The following is a 19,146-nucleotide window of genomic DNA, read 5'->3' as shown; positions in this document are numbered from 1 at the left end:
GTGACCGTGCGCAAAGCTCGGACGTTGTGCGGCACGGCACGATGACGACGCACCTCACTCGCTACGTACACGAGGTATCAGCGCGTGATTTCGATCATGAAGTCATAGCAGTCCGTACGGCACCACGTTTCCGTCAGTTCAACGGGGCGACCGGTCAACAGATAGCCCGTACGGATAGATTTCAACAATGCCGTACCTTCAGGCACCTCAAGCAGAGCAGACAAGGGAGGAGAAGCATTGATGGCACTGACCTGCTGCAGTGCGCGCGTAATAGGTGTGCCCTGCTGGTCAAGGTAGCCGTACAGTGATTCCTGCAACGCGTCGGGGCACGGCAGCAGGTCGGCAGCGATATAGTGATCGTTGACGGCCACGACCTGCTGATCAGCCATGCGCTTGCGCTTCAGGAAGGCCACCGGGGTTTCCGGCTGAAGCCCCAGCCGTACGAGGCAATCGGTAGGCGGCACCCGGACATCGCGCACCAGCCATTCAGAGGATGGATGATAGCCGCGTGCTTTCAGCATCTCGGTCAGCCCCTCCAAACGCGTCAGCGTATGCTGATCACGAATAAGGTCTGCCTGAGGAGAGATGTAGTTGCCCGCGCCGTGACGGCGTTCGACCATCCCTTTGGCATGCAGACTGTCCAGCGCCTTGCGCACCGTAACGCGAGACACGTTCAGCGCTTCGGCCAGCACACGCTCTGAAGGCAGCACATCACCCGTGTTCCATAGCCCGGCAAGGATCTGCTGTCGAAAGGCCTGCTCCAACTGCTGGTATAACGGTATAGAGGTTTCATGATCCAGCATAATGCGAGCAAGGCGGTTCTGCATGCAGGTCTCCGGCATATAGAAGAGGACAGAATAGGCAAGTAGCCCAAGATGAAACATTATATAAACGTCATCTTAAGACTACACGATCCTGCCACATTGATGGATAACAACGCCCCGAAACTGCGTATTCTATTAGGTATAGCAATGCTTCACCCAAAGTGGCAGAGAGACCAAATGCCGCCCCGCATGCCCGCCCCACCACTTATAATACGAACTGTATCGAAAAAGAAATTCCCGCCAACGCCCGCAGGATGAGGCATAAGCCTCGGCCATCAATACCTAATTCAGCCCTACCCTGCTTATTTCTGGCTCTAACCACAGGAGCCGTGTAGCGACCATTATTGCTATTGTTTATTAACAAATAGGCTGATTAGTTTAATTCTGCTTTTGTTTTTACCGATTGGGTTATTTCTCTCGTTTCAGGCCTTCTTCTTTCACATAACTCGACCAGAGACCGCCCCTCTCCCCCTTTCTCTATAACAATATAAAGGCACTCTTAATCCGCCCTAAAGCAGCACTACCGTATCGAACACACCTTCCCTGACGAGGGCCGATCATCGACACGTATCACCGCCTTTTCCCCAAGACATGCCACAGGCGTGACATTAAAGCGGAGTATGCAATTTCGATCTCCCCTTTGCGTTGCTGAATCTGCATTTCGCAGGCAATGATCGAATCCGGTGCCCTAGTGGCCTGCGAACTCTCCTGCAATATGGCATGATCGGGAAACACAACGGCCTTGTTCTAGGCTCTTCATCACCGTTTGCCCGTACCCCATGGCCGGTGAGTCTTTTCTGAAACGCAAGGATTGACGCCTTTCACTTATCGCCAGCAGGAACTCCAACACCATGAACGTACACGAATATCAGGCAAAGCAGCTGTTCCGTCAGCACGGTTTGCCTGTGCCCGAAGGACATGTCTGTACTTCCGCCAGTGAAGCTGAGTCGGCTACGGCCCTGCTGGGACCCGCGCCATGGGTCATCAAATGTCAGGTGCATGCGGGTGGCCGCGGCAAGGCCGGCGGCGTGAAGCTTATTCACAGTGACGAAGAGGCGCGTGCCTTTGCGGAACACTGGCTAAGCCAGCAGCTGGTCACCCATCAGACCGACGCACAGGGCCAGCCTATTCACCAAGTGCTCGTAGAAGAAGCCACGGCGATTGCTAGTGAGCTATATCTGGGCATCGTGATCGACCGTGAATCGCAGCGCATCGTGGTCATGGCTTCTCAAGAGGGTGGGATGGACATTGAGCAGGTGGCTGCGCAGACACCTGAGCGCATTCACACCATCGCCCTGCATCCGCTTCTGGGCGCTCAACCGTGGCAAGGCCGCTCGCTTGCCTTTGCTCTCGGGCTGCAAGGCAAGCAGGTTCGTCAGTTCACCGATATCTTCATGAAGCTGACAACACTGTTCACCACCTGCGACCTGTCGATGGTCGAGATCAACCCGCTGGTTATCACGGAAGGCGGTGATCTCAAATGCTTGGATGCCAAGCTGGATATCGATAGCAATGCGCTGTTCCGTCACCCGGACCTTGCCGCGCTACGCGATCCGTCTCAGGAAGATGAGCGCGAAGCACGAGCAGCCGAATGGCAGCTCAACTATGTGGCCCTAGATGGCAGCATCGGCTGCATGGTGAACGGTGCCGGGCTGGCGATGGGCACGATGGACATCATCAAGCTCCACGGCGGTGCGCCAGCTAACTTCCTCGACGTCGGGGGCGGTGCCACTAAGGAGCGTGTCACGGAAGCGTTCAAGCTGATCTTGTCGGACAGCAAGGTCAAGACCGTACTGGTGAACATCTTCGGCGGAATCGTACGCTGCGATTTGATCGCGGAAGGCATCATCGGTGCCATTACCGAGGTCGGCGTCGATGTTCCTGTCATCGTTCGGCTAGAAGGGAACAACGCCGCACTTGGCGCTCAGCGTCTGGCCGACAGCGGGCTGGATATCATTGCAGCAACCGATCTAACGGATGCAGCACAGCGTGCCGTCGCGGCCGCGGAGGGGAAATAATGTCCATTCTGATCGACAAGCACACCAAAGTGATCTGTCAGGGGTTCACGGGCAGCCAAGGCACCTTCCATTCCGAACAGGCACTGGAATACGGCACTCAGCTGGTCGGTGGCGTAACCCCCGGCAAGGGCGGCACCTCTCACCTAGGCCTACCTGTCTTCAATACGGTACGGGAAGCGGTAGACGCTACCGGCGCAACGGCATCGGTCATCTACGTGCCCGCTCCGTTCTGCAAGGACTCCATCCTTGAAGCCATTGATGCAGGTATTGAGCTGATCGTCACGATTACTGAAGGCATCCCGACACTCGACATGCTGGCCATCAAGGCGCGCCTCAACGAGGCTGGCGTTCGCATGATTGGTCCCAATTGCCCCGGTGTTATCACACCCGGAGAGTGCAAAATCGGCATCATGCCGGGACATATCCACCTGCCGGGCAGCGTAGGCATCGTCTCCCGCTCAGGCACGCTGACCTATGAAGCCGTCAAGCAGACGACGGATATCGGCATGGGGCAGTCCACCTGCGTGGGCATCGGCGGCGACCCGATTCCGGGCACGAGCTTCATTGACGTGCTGGCGTTGTTCGAACAGGATCCGAAAACCAAAGCGATCGTGATGATTGGTGAGATTGGCGGCAACGCCGAAGAAAAAGCGGCGGAATATATCCAAGCCAACGTCACCAAACCGGTGGTGGCCTATATCGCTGGCGTGACGGCACCTGCAGGCAAGCGCATGGGCCATGCTGGCGCCATCATTGCATCAGGCAAAGGAACGGCTGCCGACAAGACTCAAGCACTGGAAGCGGCCGGCGTAACGGTCGTCAGAAGCCTAGCCGATATCGGCAAAGCATTAACGCAGCTGTAACCCACCATACCGATGCCTCAGTAAGCACACTGCCTCTATCCGTCGCCGACAAGGCCGGATAGAGGCATTTTTTCATCACGACCATGTCACGCCTTTCCTGTTAGCAATGCCTGCCCTTCTTCTTCACACCGTATCGACATGTCCTGAAGGCAATAGACCGCTTCGCACAGCGACACTATGCAGAAAGCCCGTTCTCATCGCTGCCGACAAGAACGGGCCTATCCATCAGGACACTGTCATCCGGTCAGAGATATCAGCGGCTCAAAGTGCAGACATATCGAAATGAGCGCTACCTTGCAGCGCTGGGTAGAATCCGACCCCTTTCGCCCCGGCATCCACCAGCGCCTGCACCTGCTGACTCAGAACAGCAGCGGGGATGGTGTAGTCCTCACCGCTGGAGTAGTAACTCCAGCACACGCTCTGCAGCTTGAATACCAGCTTGTACGAGCGCTGACGACCATTGCTGTCCGCGATAGCGATCGCTGTCTGGGCCAGATTGCGCAGCCATGACATCGCATCGTCAGAGGCCGGATCGCCGCCAGCACTCATATTGAAGTAGGACATCACCACAACCTGATCGTAGAGGTCGAGCGCCGTATCCAGGTTCTGTGCGTACCATTCCCCCGTGACGGCATCGCGATACAGCACAGCGGCATCGTAGTAGTCACGAGCGAAGAGCAGGCGCGTGCTGTCGGACTGCTCGCGCTGCGCAAAGCGTTCAGGGAAGGCCTGCTGATAGCCGCGACGGAAGGCATCAAACATTTCACGGCTGAGCTGATCCAGCGCCTGTGTTTTATAGCGACGCCAGTCCTGGTTCTGCGTATTTTCATCGTCGTTGAGGAAGTCGTTCAGGGCATCATCGCTGGTGTCAGTGAGGCCGTAGCGGGCAACAAGCAGCTCAACACCCTTGTCAGACACATCTTCCCAGTTCGAAAGCAGCAGATCGTCTTGGAACATCACGCCGTCCAGTGCTTCGCTGGCCTGCCCCAGCGCCTCAAAGAACGTCGCCAGACGCGTATGGGTCAGCTCGCTGAACGGAGAGGCTCGGCGATACCACACGCAGTTTTCGCTTTCGGCTTCTTCCGTTGCCTTCACAACCGTATTGTCCGTCATCAGGAAGGCGTTATAGATGCTGGGCGTCCAAACAAGAATGCGACTATCAGGCAGCAGTTCACGAATGATTTGAACACCGGCCTTGAAGATGTTCGCATTCATGACATTGGCGCCAAGCGAGTGGCCCGGATCAAACAGCAAATAATCCGCCATTCGATCACGGTCATTAGCGATATTGTCGAAGTTTTCGCTGAAGACCTGCACATAAACAACGTTGGCCCCAGAACCTTCCAGACGAGCCCGTATATAGTCTTTCAAATCATTGTAATCATACCCTTCACCATCGCCATAACACATGACGTCCAGGTCGATCTGCATAACTCGAGTTGCTACGTTCATTGATTATCGTCCTTTGCTTGACCGCTTGTTACCACTTGGGAACGCCATTAGTGTTGGACAAGCAAGAGGACATTGCCAATATTTAAGAGGAGCGTGCGTTGTTATATAAACCCCCACGCCAAGATAAATCGTAACGTATTGAAATAACGACCATTAAGAAACTCAAATAACACATTAAATAAAACAATAAAGACAAATAAGAATAAATAAACAGCTATTCAAAGCCATGTCATCCAATTGATGATACTTTCTATCCCTTCGAAAAATATAACGACAGATGCTTTTTTAACCCACACTCCATTGCGTACCCCATCCTTTCGGCATGATGGTCAGCTAAGACAGGAAACGACCATTACCTCCTGCCAGACCTTTTCGAATATCGAAGTGATTCAGGCCTACTGTGCCTATGAAACCCTGCTGGTGCAGACCCCCTGACTACCGGCATTACAGCACCACACGACAACCATTACGTCAACGTTATAATGGGCGGTGAAAAAGCCCGTGCTGCCGCCACGCCCCCTTTTTTGCTCTTGAGGTAAAGTTGGTAATGGAGGCCAAAAATTGACGTTTCATTGAATTTATCCTTGAGGATAAGTCAATATCAGTACAAATATATCGTTTATAATCAATATCATATATTATATTATTTTAACGTAAACGTAATAATTACCTGAGGAAAAGTACCCATTACCTCCTTTCGGCAGGCTAGAAGATCCCTTTGGAAAGGGAAGTGTGGCAAGCATGAACACGTGACCTTCCGTCCAAGGGATAAAGAGGTTACTTTTCATTCATATTACGTTAACGTCACCAAAGAGATTACTGGTTCACTTCCATGACTCTGCTATCATGGGCCGTTTGTCATCTCATAGGGGAAAATGGTGAAGACACGTCAGATCATTTGTGCACTGTTTGCCGCTAGTCTGGCATCCTCCGCTGTAGCCGCTGATTCCGCCATAACGCTTCCACGGGATATACGCATCTTTCTAACTAACATGGAAGACTGCGAACATATGGCCGGTGAGGTGGACAATACACTCCCTCCCGAAGCGCTCCAGAAGAACATCAACGAAGCCAATCGCACGTGCAAGCTCGCAAAACGGCAATATGAACATCTTCGCCAGAAATATCAGGGCCAGGGAGCTATCGAAAACATTATCTCTCCCTATGGCACGACCATGAATTCATCCTTATAACATCCAAGATGAGTCATCCGTATGAGATAACGATGCGGTTCATTACGCTCTCGGCACTATCGAAAGAATAAAAGGACACTCTATGGCCCCTTCCATCATACGCGTCGTTGCCGCTTGCCTACTGGATGACCAGAACCAGCTTCTTTTAGTGCGCAAACGCAATACACAGCTTTTCATGATGCCGGGAGGCAAGCCCGAAATCGGCGAAGACAATCTCACGGCACTCGCACGCGAGCTGAAAGAAGAGCTGGACTGGCAGTGTGATCCACAGATGCTGAAACCACTGGGTCAGTTCAGTGCGCCAGCAGCCAACGAAGCCGATATGACGGTGGTCGCCGATGTGTTCTGGGGACGAATTAATCAGACAGTATTTCCGCAGGCTGAAATAGAGCAGCTGGAACGCGTGCCGCTGGGGAATACTGACCGTCTGCCTTTGGCCCCTTTGCAGCAGGTACTGATGCCTGCTCTTCTGGCGGCATACGCATCGGAACAATGACAGAGGGTGTGGATAACACAGTCCATCGTGTTATCCACACCCCCTTCCGCACGACATGTCAGAGAATAAATGCCGTATCGGTAAAAGGTGTCGATCATGCTGCTGATCCAATGGGTGATTACCGCCGTTCTGTCGCTTTCGATCTGTGTTGTATCAGACCGACGGCTGAATGCGAGCCGTATACAAAGCACAAGCGCCTGCCGAGCCATGCAAAAGACCGGTCAGCTGATAGGGGCAATGGCGACCACACTTGCCTGTCTATGGCTGGTGAAATGGGTCGCTATACACTCGCTGCTGGCCATCGTACTGCTCCAGTTGGCAATGGCACTCTATCTGGCTCATCTGGCCTGCGGAGCCGTGTTGCGCCAGCGCTTAGCGCGACAAGGGCGACAAGGGCAACAAGGGCAACAAGGGCAACAAGGGCAACAAGGGCAACAACAGAATGACACTCATCCGCACGTCATCACTAGGGTGTTGCGTTCGACCTTTCTTGCCCCAGCAGGGCTTTGCTCGTTGGGCCTGCTGTCACTGTTCATTTCAACGCAGCAGGTCTCTTGGCGCTTTATCTTGAGTATTGCGCTTATTCATATTGCCATTATCGGTGTCCACACTTTGGCCCCCCTGCGACAACACAACGAAGATAACCTTTCAAGCGGCACAGCCAGATGGAAGACCATTATGTTGCGTATGGCTTGTGTCACGCTGCTTGCCTCAAGTGTCTGTATCGCCGGACGATCTATCCTTCATCTCTATTGATTGGCTACCCCCTATTACCTCTCAAGTGATACCCCACGCATAGTTGCTTCTTTCCCATGTAAAACAGACGCCTGCCACTGATGCGACAATCAAGCCTTGGCGGGTGCCATATCAAAAGACCTTTCGCAAAGATGAGATGGGCCTACTTCAGACATCATTGTTGCAGTGAAAGACGGGAGCATCACTCCCTTATTGCCAACAGAAGATGTGATTACGAAAGATTTAAAGGATGATACGTAACGAGCCGCCGCGAAGGCGTTACACAGCAAGATATATTCACGCCTTGTTGGATAACTAGGCGCTCTATTTCACCTCACCCCATCAAACATAATCAGAACATTAACGTCTGCAGGGAAAACCATGTTGGACATCACACTAGAAATGGTGCTGCTCGGTATTCTGATACTGATCGTCGCTATCGCATTGGGCACCAAGCTTTCAGCACTTCAGCAGGATACATTCGCGCTGCGAAAGGAAATTCAGCACCTGCGCGAGCAGTGCCAACGCTGGGCAAACAATGCCCAGACTTCGTCACCATCACGCCCCCGTCCCGCGGAAGAATCGCCCCCACCGATCCAGCAGGCGCCACCACCTATGAGGGAAACACCGCCGCCACCTCAGCCACAGCGAGCAGCCCAACCTCAGCCAGAAACAAAGCCGCTGTCTCGCCCCGCCCCCTCCGTGGCGCGCTCCCCTTCACCGCCGGTCAGACGTGAACCCGAGCCCCTTGCCAAACCGTCGCTGCTCGAACAGCTCTGGCAGCGCCATCAGACCAAAATAAAACAATGGGCCACTATGGCGTGGCAAAAAGGGCGTCGCTGGCTAACCGGCGGCAATGTGCCGGTTAAGATCGGCATGCTAGTGCTATTTGCCGGTATCGCTGCACTGCTTAATCAGTTGAGTGCTCAAGGGTGGCTGTGGGTACCGCTCCCCATTCGTCTGGCAGGTATCGGCCTGCTAGCCGCTAGCGGGCTGGCATTTGGGTGGCAACAACGGCACAAGCGTCACAACTTTGCACTGGCATTGCAGGGCGGCATGATCGCCATCCTGATGTTCACGCTGTTTGCAGCCTACCGGCTGTATGCACTCGTGCCGTCTTCCCTTGCTCTGTCTGGCGGCATTCTGCTGATGGCTGCAATGACGGCACTGGCCGTCGTACAACGTGCGCGCGTGCTGACCCAGCTGGCCATCGCGGGCTGCTTTGCCGCGCCTCTTCTTATGTCTAGCGGTGACGGCAGCGCCACTGGGCTGTTCAGCTATTACGCTCTACTGGACGTCACCATCCTCGGTATCGCCTGGATTCGGCCATGGCGCGAACTCAATATTCTCGGCTTCATTTTTACCTATGGTATCGGCGTCACAAAAGGCGTACTGGACTACGCTCCCGAGCACTGGTCGATAACAGAGCCGTTCCTGTGGCTGTTCTTCACCCTCTATCTGTTGCTTCCGCTGCTCTATGCCTATCGAGCACCGATAAGGTTAAAGAACAGCATTGATGCCAGCCTCGTCTTCGGCACCCCACTCATCACGCTGGTGCTGCAATCCAGCATCGTGCTGAACAGTGATCTCGCCCTACCTTATTACGTCGTTGCACTCAGCGCCGCACTGATGGGGGCGATCTATGCCGTACTGGCCACGCTGTGCTATCGCAAATGGGGTCGCTGCCTGCTAAGCGATGTTTATGTCGTTCTGGCGGCAACGCTTGCGACGGTGGCCATCCCGCTTGCGTTCGGGCCAGAAATGACACGTTACATCTTCGTCATAGAAGGCGTGGGGCTGGTATGGCTAGGTCTGCGTGAACAGCGCCTGCTGCCTCGTCTATCCGGCTATGGGTTGCAGCTTTACTCTGCGTTGGGTTTGACCTTTTATATCGTCGATACATGGGATGCCGGCAGCACGGAATACCTGAACGCCATCGCGCTCGTCGCGGCGGCAGCAGTGTGCATCTGGTTGCACTACCGTGCAGGCAAACCCCTCATGACACAGTACCTGTACGGGTATGCGCTCTTCCTCTGGGTAGTCACCCATTTGATTACCGTTCAACGCTGGCTTCCCTTTGACATGTGGAGCGATGCGTTCGTCATCCTCCTTGCCATAACGGCCGGTGGCCTTGCATGGGCATACCGCCAGATACGCCTGCCCGCACTGTTGCCAGCACCCGCTGTCTGCCTAGTGTTTTGTGGCCTACTGACGCTTCCTCTGCTGATGACACCCGCCACCATAGAAACATGGTCAGGCAGCCTGGTACTGATGATCGCAGGGACCATCGCTCTACGCTGGCTAGGCCAAGGCGGCGCACCGTATGCAGCAGGCTATAGAACGTACTTCTGGCTGTTGATGGCGGCTCGCCTTTCGCTGTCATTGATCGGCGATCATCTGGACACGGTATCAGGAAGTTCGCTGGGGCTCGCCATGCTGCCGTGGCTGGTGCTTGGAGCCATACGCCAGCAGCGTCCTCAATGGCTAGCACTGACGCGCCATCGACAGGATGAGCAGACTGTAGAGCCGCCCCCGTCACTGCACATCATCGTAACGCTGGCCCTTGCGGGGCTAGCTCTGCTGGCCTCGGCGTCATCATGCGACGCTGTATTACCTTGGCTACCACTGCTGAACCCCGCCGAGCTAGGGCAGGTGGCCGCATTGGCCTTGCTCTGGAAGCAATCCACGCTTACCCCCGATCCGCGAATCAGATGGTGTGTGCACATTGGCGTGGCATGGCTGCTGAATGAAACGCTACTGCACACCTTGCACCACTGGTGCGGAATTGCATGGCAGCCAGATGACCTGCTTACGTCCGGTGTCACACAGCTATCCATTACGCTGCTATGGAGCGCGATCGGCGTTATCGGTTGGGTTACGGCATCACGTCAGCGTCACCACATGCGCTGGCGCGTGCACGCCATCATCATGGCCGTGGTACTGGCCAAGCTGCTGGTTATCGACCGTCTCTATCTGGGAAGCCTGACAGGGATCCTGTCATTCGTGGCGTATGGTTTGCTGTGCGTGCTCGTCGGTTTCTTGGCCCCGGTACCGCCACACAAGGCCACCTCGTCACAACCAGCTCGCTCGTCCGATACCTCCTCGTCATAGACAGACGCGGCACATAGCAAAACACCGTGGGTCCCTTTCAGGGCCCACGGTGTTTATATGCTGCTGTAAGGAAGAAGGTATCGTTATTTCTTCGCGACAGCGTCTTTCAAATTCTTACCCGGTTTGAAAGCAACGTTCTTGCTGGCCGGAATGGTCAGCGGTTCACCCGTCTGCGGGTTTTTACCTGTGCGTGCAGCGCGTTCGCGCACGGTGAAGGTACCGAAACCGATCAAAGTAACGTCACCACCTTTAGACAGGCTACCGCTGATTTCATCAAGAATGGTATTCAGCACCTGGCTTGCCTTGTCCTTGGACAGATCTGCACGTTCGGCGATGGCTGCTGCAAGTTCCGGTTTACGCATGTTGAACTCCTGAAAAACAGAAAAAAGTATGGCACACGTGCCCATCCCTGGACGGAAACGCGCAACGAGTGCGCTAGTGTTCCCCGTCATGCCTGGACACACTGACATGACACCTCCACGGGGAAATGCCCTGCCTATAATGCCGCGATAGTGCATGTCATCATGCCTTCAACTACACATGATGAGCCGGTTGTCGCCATGCGACTCTGTCATGGCAATGCCAGCGTCATCGTAGCAACATCATATGAGGCGGTGCCAGTCGCGCCGGTCCGCTATACATATATTTGTCACGTCGTGTCACACACTCACATGTGTCATGGCAATGATAGACATCATTCGGGTACTCTCCATGCAAGGATAAGGCCTCTTTACTGTTTTCTGCTCTGGGATCCATCCATGTTGCACGCCATACACCACTTCCTTCGCTACCGCGCCAGCGATTTCATCCGACTGATGCGCCTAGACCGTCCCATTGGTACCTGGCTACTAATGTGGCCGACACTCTCAGCGCTGTGGCTGGCCCGCCAGGGCATTCCCTCTCGACGCGTGCTGGTGATCTTCCTGCTGGGGGTCTATTTGATGCGCGCAGCGGGCTGCGTGATCAACGACTATGCCGACCGGAACATCGACGGCCATGTCGAACGCACCCGTTCACGCCCCCTAGCCGTCGGGGCAATCGCCCCCAAGGAAGCACTGGCAGTGTTCGGTGTCCTGCTGGGCGCTTCCTTTATTCTTGTCTGTTTCACCAATGCATTCACGGTGCTGCTGTCGTTCGGTGGTGCCGCCCTAGCCGCCATCTATCCGTTCATGAAACGCTACACCCACCTTCCTCAGGTCGTACTGGGGGCTGCATTCGGCTGGAACATCCCGATGGCATTCGGGGCCGTACAGGGCACCGTGCCGCTGGACGCTTGGTGGCTGTTTCTAGCCAATGTGGTATGGTCGGTGATCTATGACACCCAGTACGCCATGGTCGATCGCGACGACGATCAGCAGCTTGGCGTTAAGTCCACTGCCATTCTGTTCGGCAACGCCGACCTCGCCATCATCATGCTGCTGCAACTGTTGATGCTGGTGCTGCTATCCGGTCTGGGACTCAGCATGGCACTGGGGGGATTCTATTGGCTAGGGGTAATGGGTGTTGCCGCTACCTTCCTGTATCAGCAGTGGTTGACGCGCTTCCGCGATCGCGACGCTTGTTTCAAGGCGTTTCTCAACAACCACTGGACGGGAGTGTGTCTGTTCGGCGGTATCGCGCTGTCGCTCTGGCCCTGATTCATCAGCCCACCACTGGTTTCATGAGGAGCCACTATGGCGCAGACCATCCTGATCATCGATGACGAAGCGGCCATCCGCGACATGCTGGCAACCGCCCTTGAAATGGCGGGGTTCGAGGTGCTGGAAGCAGAGAATGCGCAGCAAGGCCATGAGATGGTGCTTGATCATCGTCCCGATCTGATTCTGCTGGACTGGATGATGCCCGATATCAGCGGAATCAAGCTGGCGCGCCGCCTGAAGCGCGACGAGACGACCCATGAAATCCCCATCATCCTACTGACGGCAAAGGGTGAGGAAGACAACAAGGTGCAGGGGCTTGAAGCCGGTGCCGATGACTATGTCACCAAGCCGTTCTCACCACGCGAGTTGATCGCCCGCATGCGCGCGGTCATGCGCCGCGCCGCGCCGAGTGGCCAAGGCACCGTCGAAGTGAACGGCTTGGTACTCGACCCCACCAGTCAGCGCGTCACTATCGACGGGCGCCCACTTGAGCTGGGCCCTACCGAATACCGCTTGCTGTCGTTCTTCATGACCCATCAGGAACGCGTTTACAGTCGCGCACAGCTGCTGGATCGCGTGTGGGGAGCGAGCGTGTTTGTAGAAGAACGCACGATCGACGTTCATATCCGACGCCTACGCAAAGCGATGGGAGAAGGCTACGACGGCCTGATCCAAACGGTCCGTGGTTCAGGCTACCGCTTCTCGGCCCAGCGCTGAACGCGAGCGCAAACCGCTACATTCATTTCATTCGATGCCCACTCAGGGCACCGCTTTTGCTGACTGCTTCGTCTGACAGGGATAACGCCGCATGTTCTGGCTGCGTGAACTGATGGTTATGCTACCGCTGGTGCTCGTGCCAACGGGAATACTGGGATTCTCACAGCATCAATGGCTGTGGGGGTTGTGTATTGGCCTCATGGCGGCACTGCTGCGACAGCTGCGTCAACTCTGGCAGGTCTACCGCTGGTTTCGTACGCCGGAGCAGCCCGTACCGTGGGCTAACGGCGGCTGGGGGGCCATGCTGTCGCGCCTGCACCGTTACCGTCAGGCACAGCATCGCCGCCAGAAGCGACTGAACGATGCTGTCCTGCGTATGGGGCAGACCGCCGAGGCCATGACCGATGCGATTGTCGCCATCGACAGCCACGGGCAACTCGACAGCTGGAACCATGCCGCACAGCGCATTCTTGGCCTGAACACGCAAGAACACCGAGGACAGGTCATCACGGACGTACTGCACGACGAGCAGTTCGTACGCTACTACGAAGATCAGCACTACGATGAACCGCTTGTCCGCCCGTCTCCCGTCGATACGTCCTACATGCTGCAGTACCGCATCACCCCGTTCGGTAACGACGAGCGACTACTGATCGTCAGTGACGTCACGCGCCTGCATCGTCTGGAACAGATGCGCCGCGATTTCGTCGCTAACGTCTCCCATGAGCTGCGTACACCACTGACCGTGCTGCGTGGCTATCTGGAAACGTTCGAACAGGCCGCCAACGATATATTGCCGCCGCGATTGGCTCGCGGCATCGGTCAGATGCAGCAGCAGGCCGAGCGCATGCAGCACCTGACCGATGACCTGCTGATGCTGTCGCGCCTAGAAAACGATACCCGCACCACGCCTCACGCCATCATGGACATTGCGGCCCTGATCGATAACGTACGCCGTGACGGCATCGCGCTGTCGGAGTCCTACGGCCATACGCTCACCATGCAGGTCGAACCGGGCTATAGCCTCTACGGCGACCCCCTCGAAATTCGTAGCGCCATCACCAACCTTGTATCGAATGCCGTACGCTATTCCGGACAACAGCGCACCATCGAACTGACGTGGACATTGGAACGTGACGTTCATGGCAACGTTCAAGGCGGTATTCTCGAAGTAGCGGATGATGGCGATGGCATCGACCAGCGCCACCTTCCACGCCTGACCGAACGTTTCTATCGTGTCGATAAGGGACGCTCCAGCGCAACGGGGGGAACGGGGCTTGGGCTTGCGATCGTCAAGCACGTCATGCTGCGCCACAAAGGCTATCTGACCATCAAAAGTGCTCCCGGAGAGGGCGCCCGCTTCAGCCTGCATTTCCCTGAGGATCGCCTGATTCCTAACGGCCTGTAACCGTATCCTTTGCTCTCACAAAAAAGCGCATCATCATGATGCGCTTTTTTATTCCCTTTATTAAAGAGACATTCAGCGATAGCAATTACTTACTTACGTTTGACAGGGCGCACAGGAACAGGCTTAGGTGCGAAGCGGCTGCCCAGCAACTGTTGGGCAACGGCAGGCCCTTGATACTTGTCGAGCAGCGCAAACAGAATGGCCGTTGTTTCCGCATCGGCAACGCCGCTGTAATCGGCAGGCCGGAAGTGCATTTGGAACGCCGCCACGACCTGCCGTGTCTTCTCGTCCATTACCCCGCTGGAGACCAAACTGTAGCCATAGCGTGAGAACGCGTTCTGCAGATCACCAATCGCCGGCAGGCCCAGACTATCGAAGCGCTGCCGATAGGCCGCAATCGTAGCGCTATCAGGCCACGCCCCCACCCCTGCATCGGCCAGCTCTTTCCACGGAAAGAAGGGACCCGGATCCAGCTTTCGGCCCGGCGAGATATCCGAGTGCCCTACGACATCGGTCGGCGTGATGCCATAGCGATTGACGATATCCTTCGCGAGCACCACAACCTGATTGATCTGAGAGGACGAAAACGGGTGCCACACCATCCCTGTGTCGGTCCGTGTGAAACCGGGATTGACGATCTCGATACCGATGGAGGTGTCGTTAAGGTTGTCGCGTCCTTTCCACGAACTGACACCCGCATGCCATGCCCGCAGGTCCTCGTCGGCCAGCTGCATGATGACAGGCTGGCTATTGTAGATGCCGGTCTGCTCGGGAATCAGGTAGTGCACGCCAACGTGTTCACCGGTCAACTCACGGATGGCAGCGGGATCATCTCCCCCCGTGTAGTGGATAACCAACGTTCGTACGCGCGCGTTGGCGGCAGTGGAGCGCAGGCTGTGATCAACGCGATAGCCACTGCGTCGTTCCAGCTTCTGTGCTTCTGCAGGGCTGTAATAGCGAGGAGGCAGGGCATCCTGCAACACGGGAGGGCTGATCGGCTGATGATCGACCACTTTGAGCGAGGGAGAACGCGTGGTGGGTTTGGCAGGCTCGCCAGCACACCCCACCACTGCCGTCATGACCATTCCCAGTAATACTGATGGCAGCGCCAGACGGCGAAGCGAACGCGATTCACGGGCCATGAATGAGGTCTCGGGTACAAGAATGACGGTAAAGGGGAACATGCCCCAATGGCCATAGCCGCTGGCCATCAGAGCCGATGAAATATGACACGGTGGACTGCGCTCAGACTGAACCGCACCACTCTCTGAAGCGTAGCACTTTCTGATTTACTCTCCTTCCTGTCCTGCTGAAAACTGGCTTAGAAGGCAAACATGGCATCAATTGACGGCATTCAAGGTTTGCAAGCACTTACAAACTTTGAAGACTGCTTATCTAAAGGCACTCGACCATCAAGATGCCGTTCGATAATGGTGCTGCCAAAGGATGACACCTGCGGCTACGGCCGCGGGCATGATGATCAGGTTGAGTATCGGAACGACGATCAGCGGCGTCAGGATAAGGCCAAAGAGCAGCGTCTGTCCCTTATGCTTCCATAGCAAGCCACGCATATCGGCAAAGCTCACCTGGTGGTTATCCATCACATAGTCCAGATACTGAATGGACAGGCACCAAGCCGAAAGAAGCAGCCAGGCCACCGGCATAAACGGCTGTGTCCCAGGAACAAAGCCGATAGCGAACAGCAGCGCCATCCGCGGCAGAATGAACGACAGTTTCTGCCATTCACGCCCGAGGCTATCAGTGATCAGCTGCCCCCAGCGCCGCTCGTCCTGACTGCCACTCCCCCCTAGCTGCCGTTCAACCTGTTCCGCCAGCAGGCCATAGAAGGGTGACGCCAGAAAGGCAACGACAAGCGTGAAGGTGAAGTAAGTAATAACTAACGACGTAGCGGTGACCAGAAGCCATATCAGCCACGACAACCAATGCAGCCACGAAGGGAAATGGCGAGTCAGTGCATCGCTCCAACCAGGTAAGTAAGCGTAGAGAAAGCCCAGTAGCACAACGTACAGCACCGCGCTGATAGCCACCGGAACGACGACGTAACGACGCAATCCGGGGGATAGCACCATTCGGGCACCCTGCTGCAAGGCATCGATTGCATTCATGACATGGCCCTTATTGATTGATATTCATACCCGAGGATAACAATGCCGGCGCACCCTGCGTGAGCAGAATGCGACGGCATCGTAGGGGTGACGCGATGTACCGCGCTCAGCGCGGAAGACGCGAACGCTTAGAGCGGCTGCAACTTGGCAAAGCCCAGCACCAGCCACTTGTTGCCTTCATCGTCAAAATTGATCTGGACGCGCGCACGACTGCCCTGGCCTTCGGCACCAATCACAGTACCGTCCCCAAAGACCGGGTGAGAAACACGCTGCCCCAGCGACAAGCTCATGCCATCGTGCTCAGCCTGCTGCTGCTCAAGCGAGCGCTTGGAATCGTACAGCCCACCGCGCGATGCATTCTTCGATGAAAAGCTGCTGCGTGAAGGCGGCATAGGACGGGCAACCTGCCCACGCAAGCGCACCTCTTCAATCAGGTCTTCGGGCAGTTCGCGAATAAAGCGCGATGCTCGCTGATAGGTTTCCTTACCGTGCAGACGGCGCATCTCGGCATAGGTCAGGTACAGACGCTGCATGGCGCGCGTCAGACCCACGTAGCAGAGGCGTCGTTCTTCCTCCAACCCGGCGGGATCTTCTATCGACCGATTGTGTGGAAATAGCCCTTCCTCAATACCGGCAATGAAGACGACCGGAAACTCGAGCCCTTTCGCCGAGTGCAGCGTCATCATTTGTACCGCATCTTCGAATTCGTCGGCTTCATGATCTCCAGCATCCAGTGCTGCTTCGGACAGGAAGTTTTCCAACGTAGCGTCGCCAACCGCTTCACCGGCCGGTTCGAAGGGGTCGGTGCCGCGCATGTCACCCTGCACGTATGCGCGTGCCGCACTGACCAGCTCTTCTAGGTTCTCTACGCGCGCCTGCCCTTTCTCACCTTTCTCTGCGCGATGGTGCTCGATCAATCCCGTCATGGTAATCACGTGATCGATGATTTCGTGCAGCATCAGTCCCGAAGTTTCGTTGTCGAGACGATCAACCAGATTGGCGAAGGTCTGCAACGCGCTAGCGGCGCGCCCGCTGACCTGCTTGTGGGCCACAAGGTCGTGCAACGCCTGCCACAGAGAGATTCCTTCGTCACGCGCATGCGCGCGCAACAGCTCAACGGTCTTGGTACCGATGCCACGCGCGGGCACGTTGATAACGCGCTCAAGCGAGGCGTCATCCTCACGCGACACCATTAAGCGCAGATAGGCCAACGCGTTCTTGATCTCGAGACGTTCATAGAAACGGTGGCCACCATAGATGCGGTAAGGCACCTTGGAGCGAATCAGCGTTTCTTCGATGACGCGTGACTGTGCATTGGAGCGGTAGAGAATGGCGATATCGCTGCGCTTGTAGTCATGCTCTTTGATGAGCTTCTGCAACGTATCGACGATATAGCGTGCTTCATCAAGGTCGTTGAACCCAGCATAGACAGAGATCTTTTCACCGCTGCTGATATCGGTCCACAGCTCCTTACCCATGCGGCCAGTGTTGTTGCGGATCAAGGCGTTGGCCGCATCCAGAATCACATTGGTCGAACGGTAATTGCGTTCCAGGCGTACGACCTGCGTGTTCGGCAGCTCCTCGCTAAAGCGTACGATGTTCTCGACGCGCGCACCGCGCCAGCCATAGATGGATTGGTCATCGTCGCCCACGGCTGTCACATGGCCATTGGGACCCGCGAGCAGCTTCAGCCACGCATACTGCAGACGGTTGGTATCCTGGAACTCGTCCACGAGGATATGGCCAAACCGCTCACGGTAGTGCTCAAGCAGCGGAGGATTGTCACGCAGCAGCTCCAGCGAGCGCAGCAGCAGCTCGCCAAAATCGACCAGTCCTGAGCGTTCACAGGTCAGCTGATACAGTTCGTACAGCTCGACCATCCGCAGCAGGTACTGATCGCCATGTGCATCGACCTGTCCCGGTCGCAGCCCTTCTTCTTTGCACCCAGAGATGAACTGCATCACCTGCCTAGGCGGATAGGTCTCATCGTCGATGTTGTGGTCTTTCAACAGACGCTTGATCAGCCGCAGCTGATCGTCGCTGTCGATGATCTGGAAGTGTTCCTGCAGCTTCGCATCGTGCCAGTGCGTACGCAGTAGACGGTGTGCAATAGAGTGAAACGTACCGACCCACATGCCCCGCGGCGATACGCTCAGCAACGCTTCCAGACGCGTACGCATTTCACGTGCGGCCTTGTTGGTGAAGGTTACCGCCAAAATGCTGTAGGGAGACAAGCGCTCGACTTCCAGCATCCAGGCGATACGGTGCACCAGCACGCGCGTCTTGCCGGAGCCAGCCCCTGCCAGTACCAGCAGGTTGCCCTGCTGCGCGCTGACGGCCTGGCGCTGTTCGTCGTTGAGCGAATCAAGCAGATGATGGGAATTCATGTCTGGTGTTCCGCTGATGGCCTCCGGACGGCACCTTCATCACTGCTGCCAGAGGTCTTGAATAGAGAAGTAGGAAGATGATGTTCAGCGCCCTTTCAAGGCGCGCTGTAAATAACCACAGCATACCATGAAGCCCCGATCACCGCCCGGTAGCGCCTGATTCCTCTTCAGAGGAA

General features: G+C 55.9%; 14 protein-coding genes. 8 read left to right on the top strand and 6 right to left on the bottom strand.

Features of this window, described 5'->3' with window-relative positions:
• Positions 1-77: 77 nt before the first annotated feature.
• Positions 78-827: a GntR family transcriptional regulator gene (locus ACMHYW_RS00435; protein WP_414500426.1), complete on the bottom strand. Its 750-nt coding sequence runs from the start codon at positions 825-827 to the stop codon at positions 78-80.
• An 848-nt stretch (positions 828-1,675) separates the two neighbouring features.
• Between ACMHYW_RS00435 and sucC the strand changes: the two genes are divergently transcribed.
• The gene (gene sucC / locus ACMHYW_RS00430) at positions 1,676-2,842 is read left to right on the top strand and encodes an ADP-forming succinate--CoA ligase subunit beta (RefSeq protein ID WP_414500425.1); all 1,167 of its coding nucleotides are present in this window, start codon (positions 1,676-1,678) and stop codon (positions 2,840-2,842) included.
• Entirely contained in the window at positions 2,842-3,705 is an 864-nt protein-coding gene (sucD, locus tag ACMHYW_RS00425) for a succinate--CoA ligase subunit alpha (protein ID WP_414500424.1), read from the top strand. Before sucC ends, sucD begins: the two co-directional genes overlap by 1 nt.
• Before the next feature lie 261 nt (positions 3,706-3,966).
• Here sucD and ACMHYW_RS00420 read toward each other — a convergent pair whose 3' ends face one another.
• Positions 3,967-5,157, bottom strand: a complete 1,191-nt coding sequence (locus ACMHYW_RS00420) for a poly-beta-1,6-N-acetyl-D-glucosamine N-deacetylase PgaB (RefSeq protein WP_414500423.1) — start codon at positions 5,155-5,157, stop codon at positions 3,967-3,969.
• A 1,275-nt stretch (positions 5,158-6,432) separates the two neighbouring features.
• Between ACMHYW_RS00420 and ACMHYW_RS00415 the strand changes: the two genes are divergently transcribed.
• The 3 genes from ACMHYW_RS00415 to ACMHYW_RS00405 all read left to right on the top strand — a co-directional run bounded on the left by ACMHYW_RS00415 (position 6,433) and on the right by ACMHYW_RS00405 (position 10,692).
• Positions 6,433-6,846 (top strand): NUDIX hydrolase, encoded by a 414-nt coding sequence (locus tag ACMHYW_RS00415; protein ID WP_414500422.1) that lies wholly within the window; start codon positions 6,433-6,435, stop codon positions 6,844-6,846.
• 96 nt (positions 6,847-6,942) lie between these two features.
• Positions 6,943-7,602, top strand: coding sequence for a hypothetical protein (locus tag ACMHYW_RS00410; protein WP_414500421.1), 660 nt, complete (start codon positions 6,943-6,945; stop codon positions 7,600-7,602).
• Positions 7,603-7,962: 360 nt separating this feature from the next.
• Complete coding sequence (locus tag ACMHYW_RS00405; RefSeq protein ID WP_414500420.1) at positions 7,963-10,692, top strand: DUF2339 domain-containing protein; 2,730 nt, start codon at positions 7,963-7,965, stop codon at positions 10,690-10,692.
• A gap of 83 nt (positions 10,693-10,775) precedes the next feature.
• On the opposite strand, the gene ACMHYW_RS00400 is transcribed toward ACMHYW_RS00405, so the two are convergent.
• A complete protein-coding gene (locus ACMHYW_RS00400; protein WP_027704418.1) occupies positions 10,776-11,054 on the bottom strand; it encodes an HU family DNA-binding protein in 279 nt (92 codons plus the stop codon).
• A gap of 396 nt (positions 11,055-11,450) precedes the next feature.
• Between ACMHYW_RS00400 and ubiA the strand changes: the two genes are divergently transcribed.
• The 3 genes from ubiA to phoR all read left to right on the top strand — a co-directional run bounded on the left by ubiA (position 11,451) and on the right by phoR (position 14,457).
• Entirely contained in the window at positions 11,451-12,329 is an 879-nt protein-coding gene (gene ubiA / locus ACMHYW_RS00395) for a 4-hydroxybenzoate octaprenyltransferase (RefSeq protein WP_414500419.1), read from the top strand.
• Between the two features lie 36 nt (positions 12,330-12,365).
• A complete protein-coding gene (gene phoB, locus ACMHYW_RS00390) occupies positions 12,366-13,049 on the top strand; it encodes a phosphate regulon transcriptional regulator PhoB (protein WP_027704416.1) in 684 nt (227 codons plus the stop codon).
• Between the two features lie 91 nt (positions 13,050-13,140).
• Entirely contained in the window at positions 13,141-14,457 is a 1,317-nt protein-coding gene (gene phoR, locus ACMHYW_RS00385; protein ID WP_414500418.1) for a phosphate regulon sensor histidine kinase PhoR, read from the top strand.
• Between the two features lie 89 nt (positions 14,458-14,546).
• On the opposite strand, the gene ACMHYW_RS00380 is transcribed toward phoR, so the two are convergent.
• From ACMHYW_RS00380 to uvrD, 3 genes are all read right to left on the bottom strand, one after another.
• Positions 14,547-15,599, bottom strand: a complete 1,053-nt coding sequence (locus ACMHYW_RS00380) for an N-acetylmuramoyl-L-alanine amidase (protein ID WP_414500417.1) — start codon at positions 15,597-15,599, stop codon at positions 14,547-14,549.
• A gap of 270 nt (positions 15,600-15,869) precedes the next feature.
• A complete protein-coding gene (gene cysZ, locus ACMHYW_RS00375) occupies positions 15,870-16,583 on the bottom strand; it encodes a sulfate transporter CysZ (protein WP_414500416.1) in 714 nt (237 codons plus the stop codon).
• A gap of 128 nt (positions 16,584-16,711) precedes the next feature.
• Complete coding sequence (uvrD, locus tag ACMHYW_RS00370) at positions 16,712-18,970, bottom strand: DNA helicase II (protein ID WP_414500415.1); 2,259 nt, start codon at positions 18,968-18,970, stop codon at positions 16,712-16,714.
• Between the last annotated feature and the right edge of the window lie 176 nt (positions 18,971-19,146).

It is taken from the genome of Zymobacter sp. IVIA_12111.31 C1 (genome assembly GCF_047495495.1).
Classification (GTDB): domain Bacteria; phylum Pseudomonadota; class Gammaproteobacteria; order Pseudomonadales; family Halomonadaceae; genus Zymobacter.
This window is presented reverse-complemented; position numbering and strand designations above follow the sequence as displayed.

Bases quoted from the DNA above. Each gene is read 5' to 3' on its own strand.
- ACMHYW_RS00435 (WP_414500426.1), bottom strand. From the start codon at position 827: ATGCAGAACCGCCTTGCTCGCATTATGCTGGATCATGAAACCTCTATA.
- sucC (WP_414500425.1), top strand. From the start codon at position 1,676: ATGAACGTACACGAATATCAGGCAAAGCAGCTGTTCCGTCAGCACGGT.
- sucD (WP_414500424.1), top strand. From the start codon at position 2,842: ATGTCCATTCTGATCGACAAGCACACCAAAGTGATCTGTCAGGGGTTC.
- ACMHYW_RS00420 (WP_414500423.1), bottom strand. From the start codon at position 5,157: ATGAACGTAGCAACTCGAGTTATGCAGATCGACCTGGACGTCATGTGT.
- ACMHYW_RS00415 (WP_414500422.1), top strand. From the start codon at position 6,433: ATGGCCCCTTCCATCATACGCGTCGTTGCCGCTTGCCTACTGGATGAC.
- ACMHYW_RS00410 (WP_414500421.1), top strand. From the start codon at position 6,943: ATGCTGCTGATCCAATGGGTGATTACCGCCGTTCTGTCGCTTTCGATC.
- ACMHYW_RS00405 (WP_414500420.1), top strand. From the start codon at position 7,963: ATGTTGGACATCACACTAGAAATGGTGCTGCTCGGTATTCTGATACTG.
- ACMHYW_RS00400 (WP_027704418.1), bottom strand. From the start codon at position 11,054: ATGCGTAAACCGGAACTTGCAGCAGCCATCGCCGAACGTGCAGATCTG.
- ubiA (WP_414500419.1), top strand. From the start codon at position 11,451: ATGTTGCACGCCATACACCACTTCCTTCGCTACCGCGCCAGCGATTTC.
- phoB (WP_027704416.1), top strand. From the start codon at position 12,366: ATGGCGCAGACCATCCTGATCATCGATGACGAAGCGGCCATCCGCGAC.
- phoR (WP_414500418.1), top strand. From the start codon at position 13,141: ATGTTCTGGCTGCGTGAACTGATGGTTATGCTACCGCTGGTGCTCGTG.
- ACMHYW_RS00380 (WP_414500417.1), bottom strand. From the start codon at position 15,599: ATGGCCCGTGAATCGCGTTCGCTTCGCCGTCTGGCGCTGCCATCAGTA.
- cysZ (WP_414500416.1), bottom strand. From the start codon at position 16,583: ATGAATGCAATCGATGCCTTGCAGCAGGGTGCCCGAATGGTGCTATCC.
- uvrD (WP_414500415.1), bottom strand. From the start codon at position 18,970: ATGAATTCCCATCATCTGCTTGATTCGCTCAACGACGAACAGCGCCAG.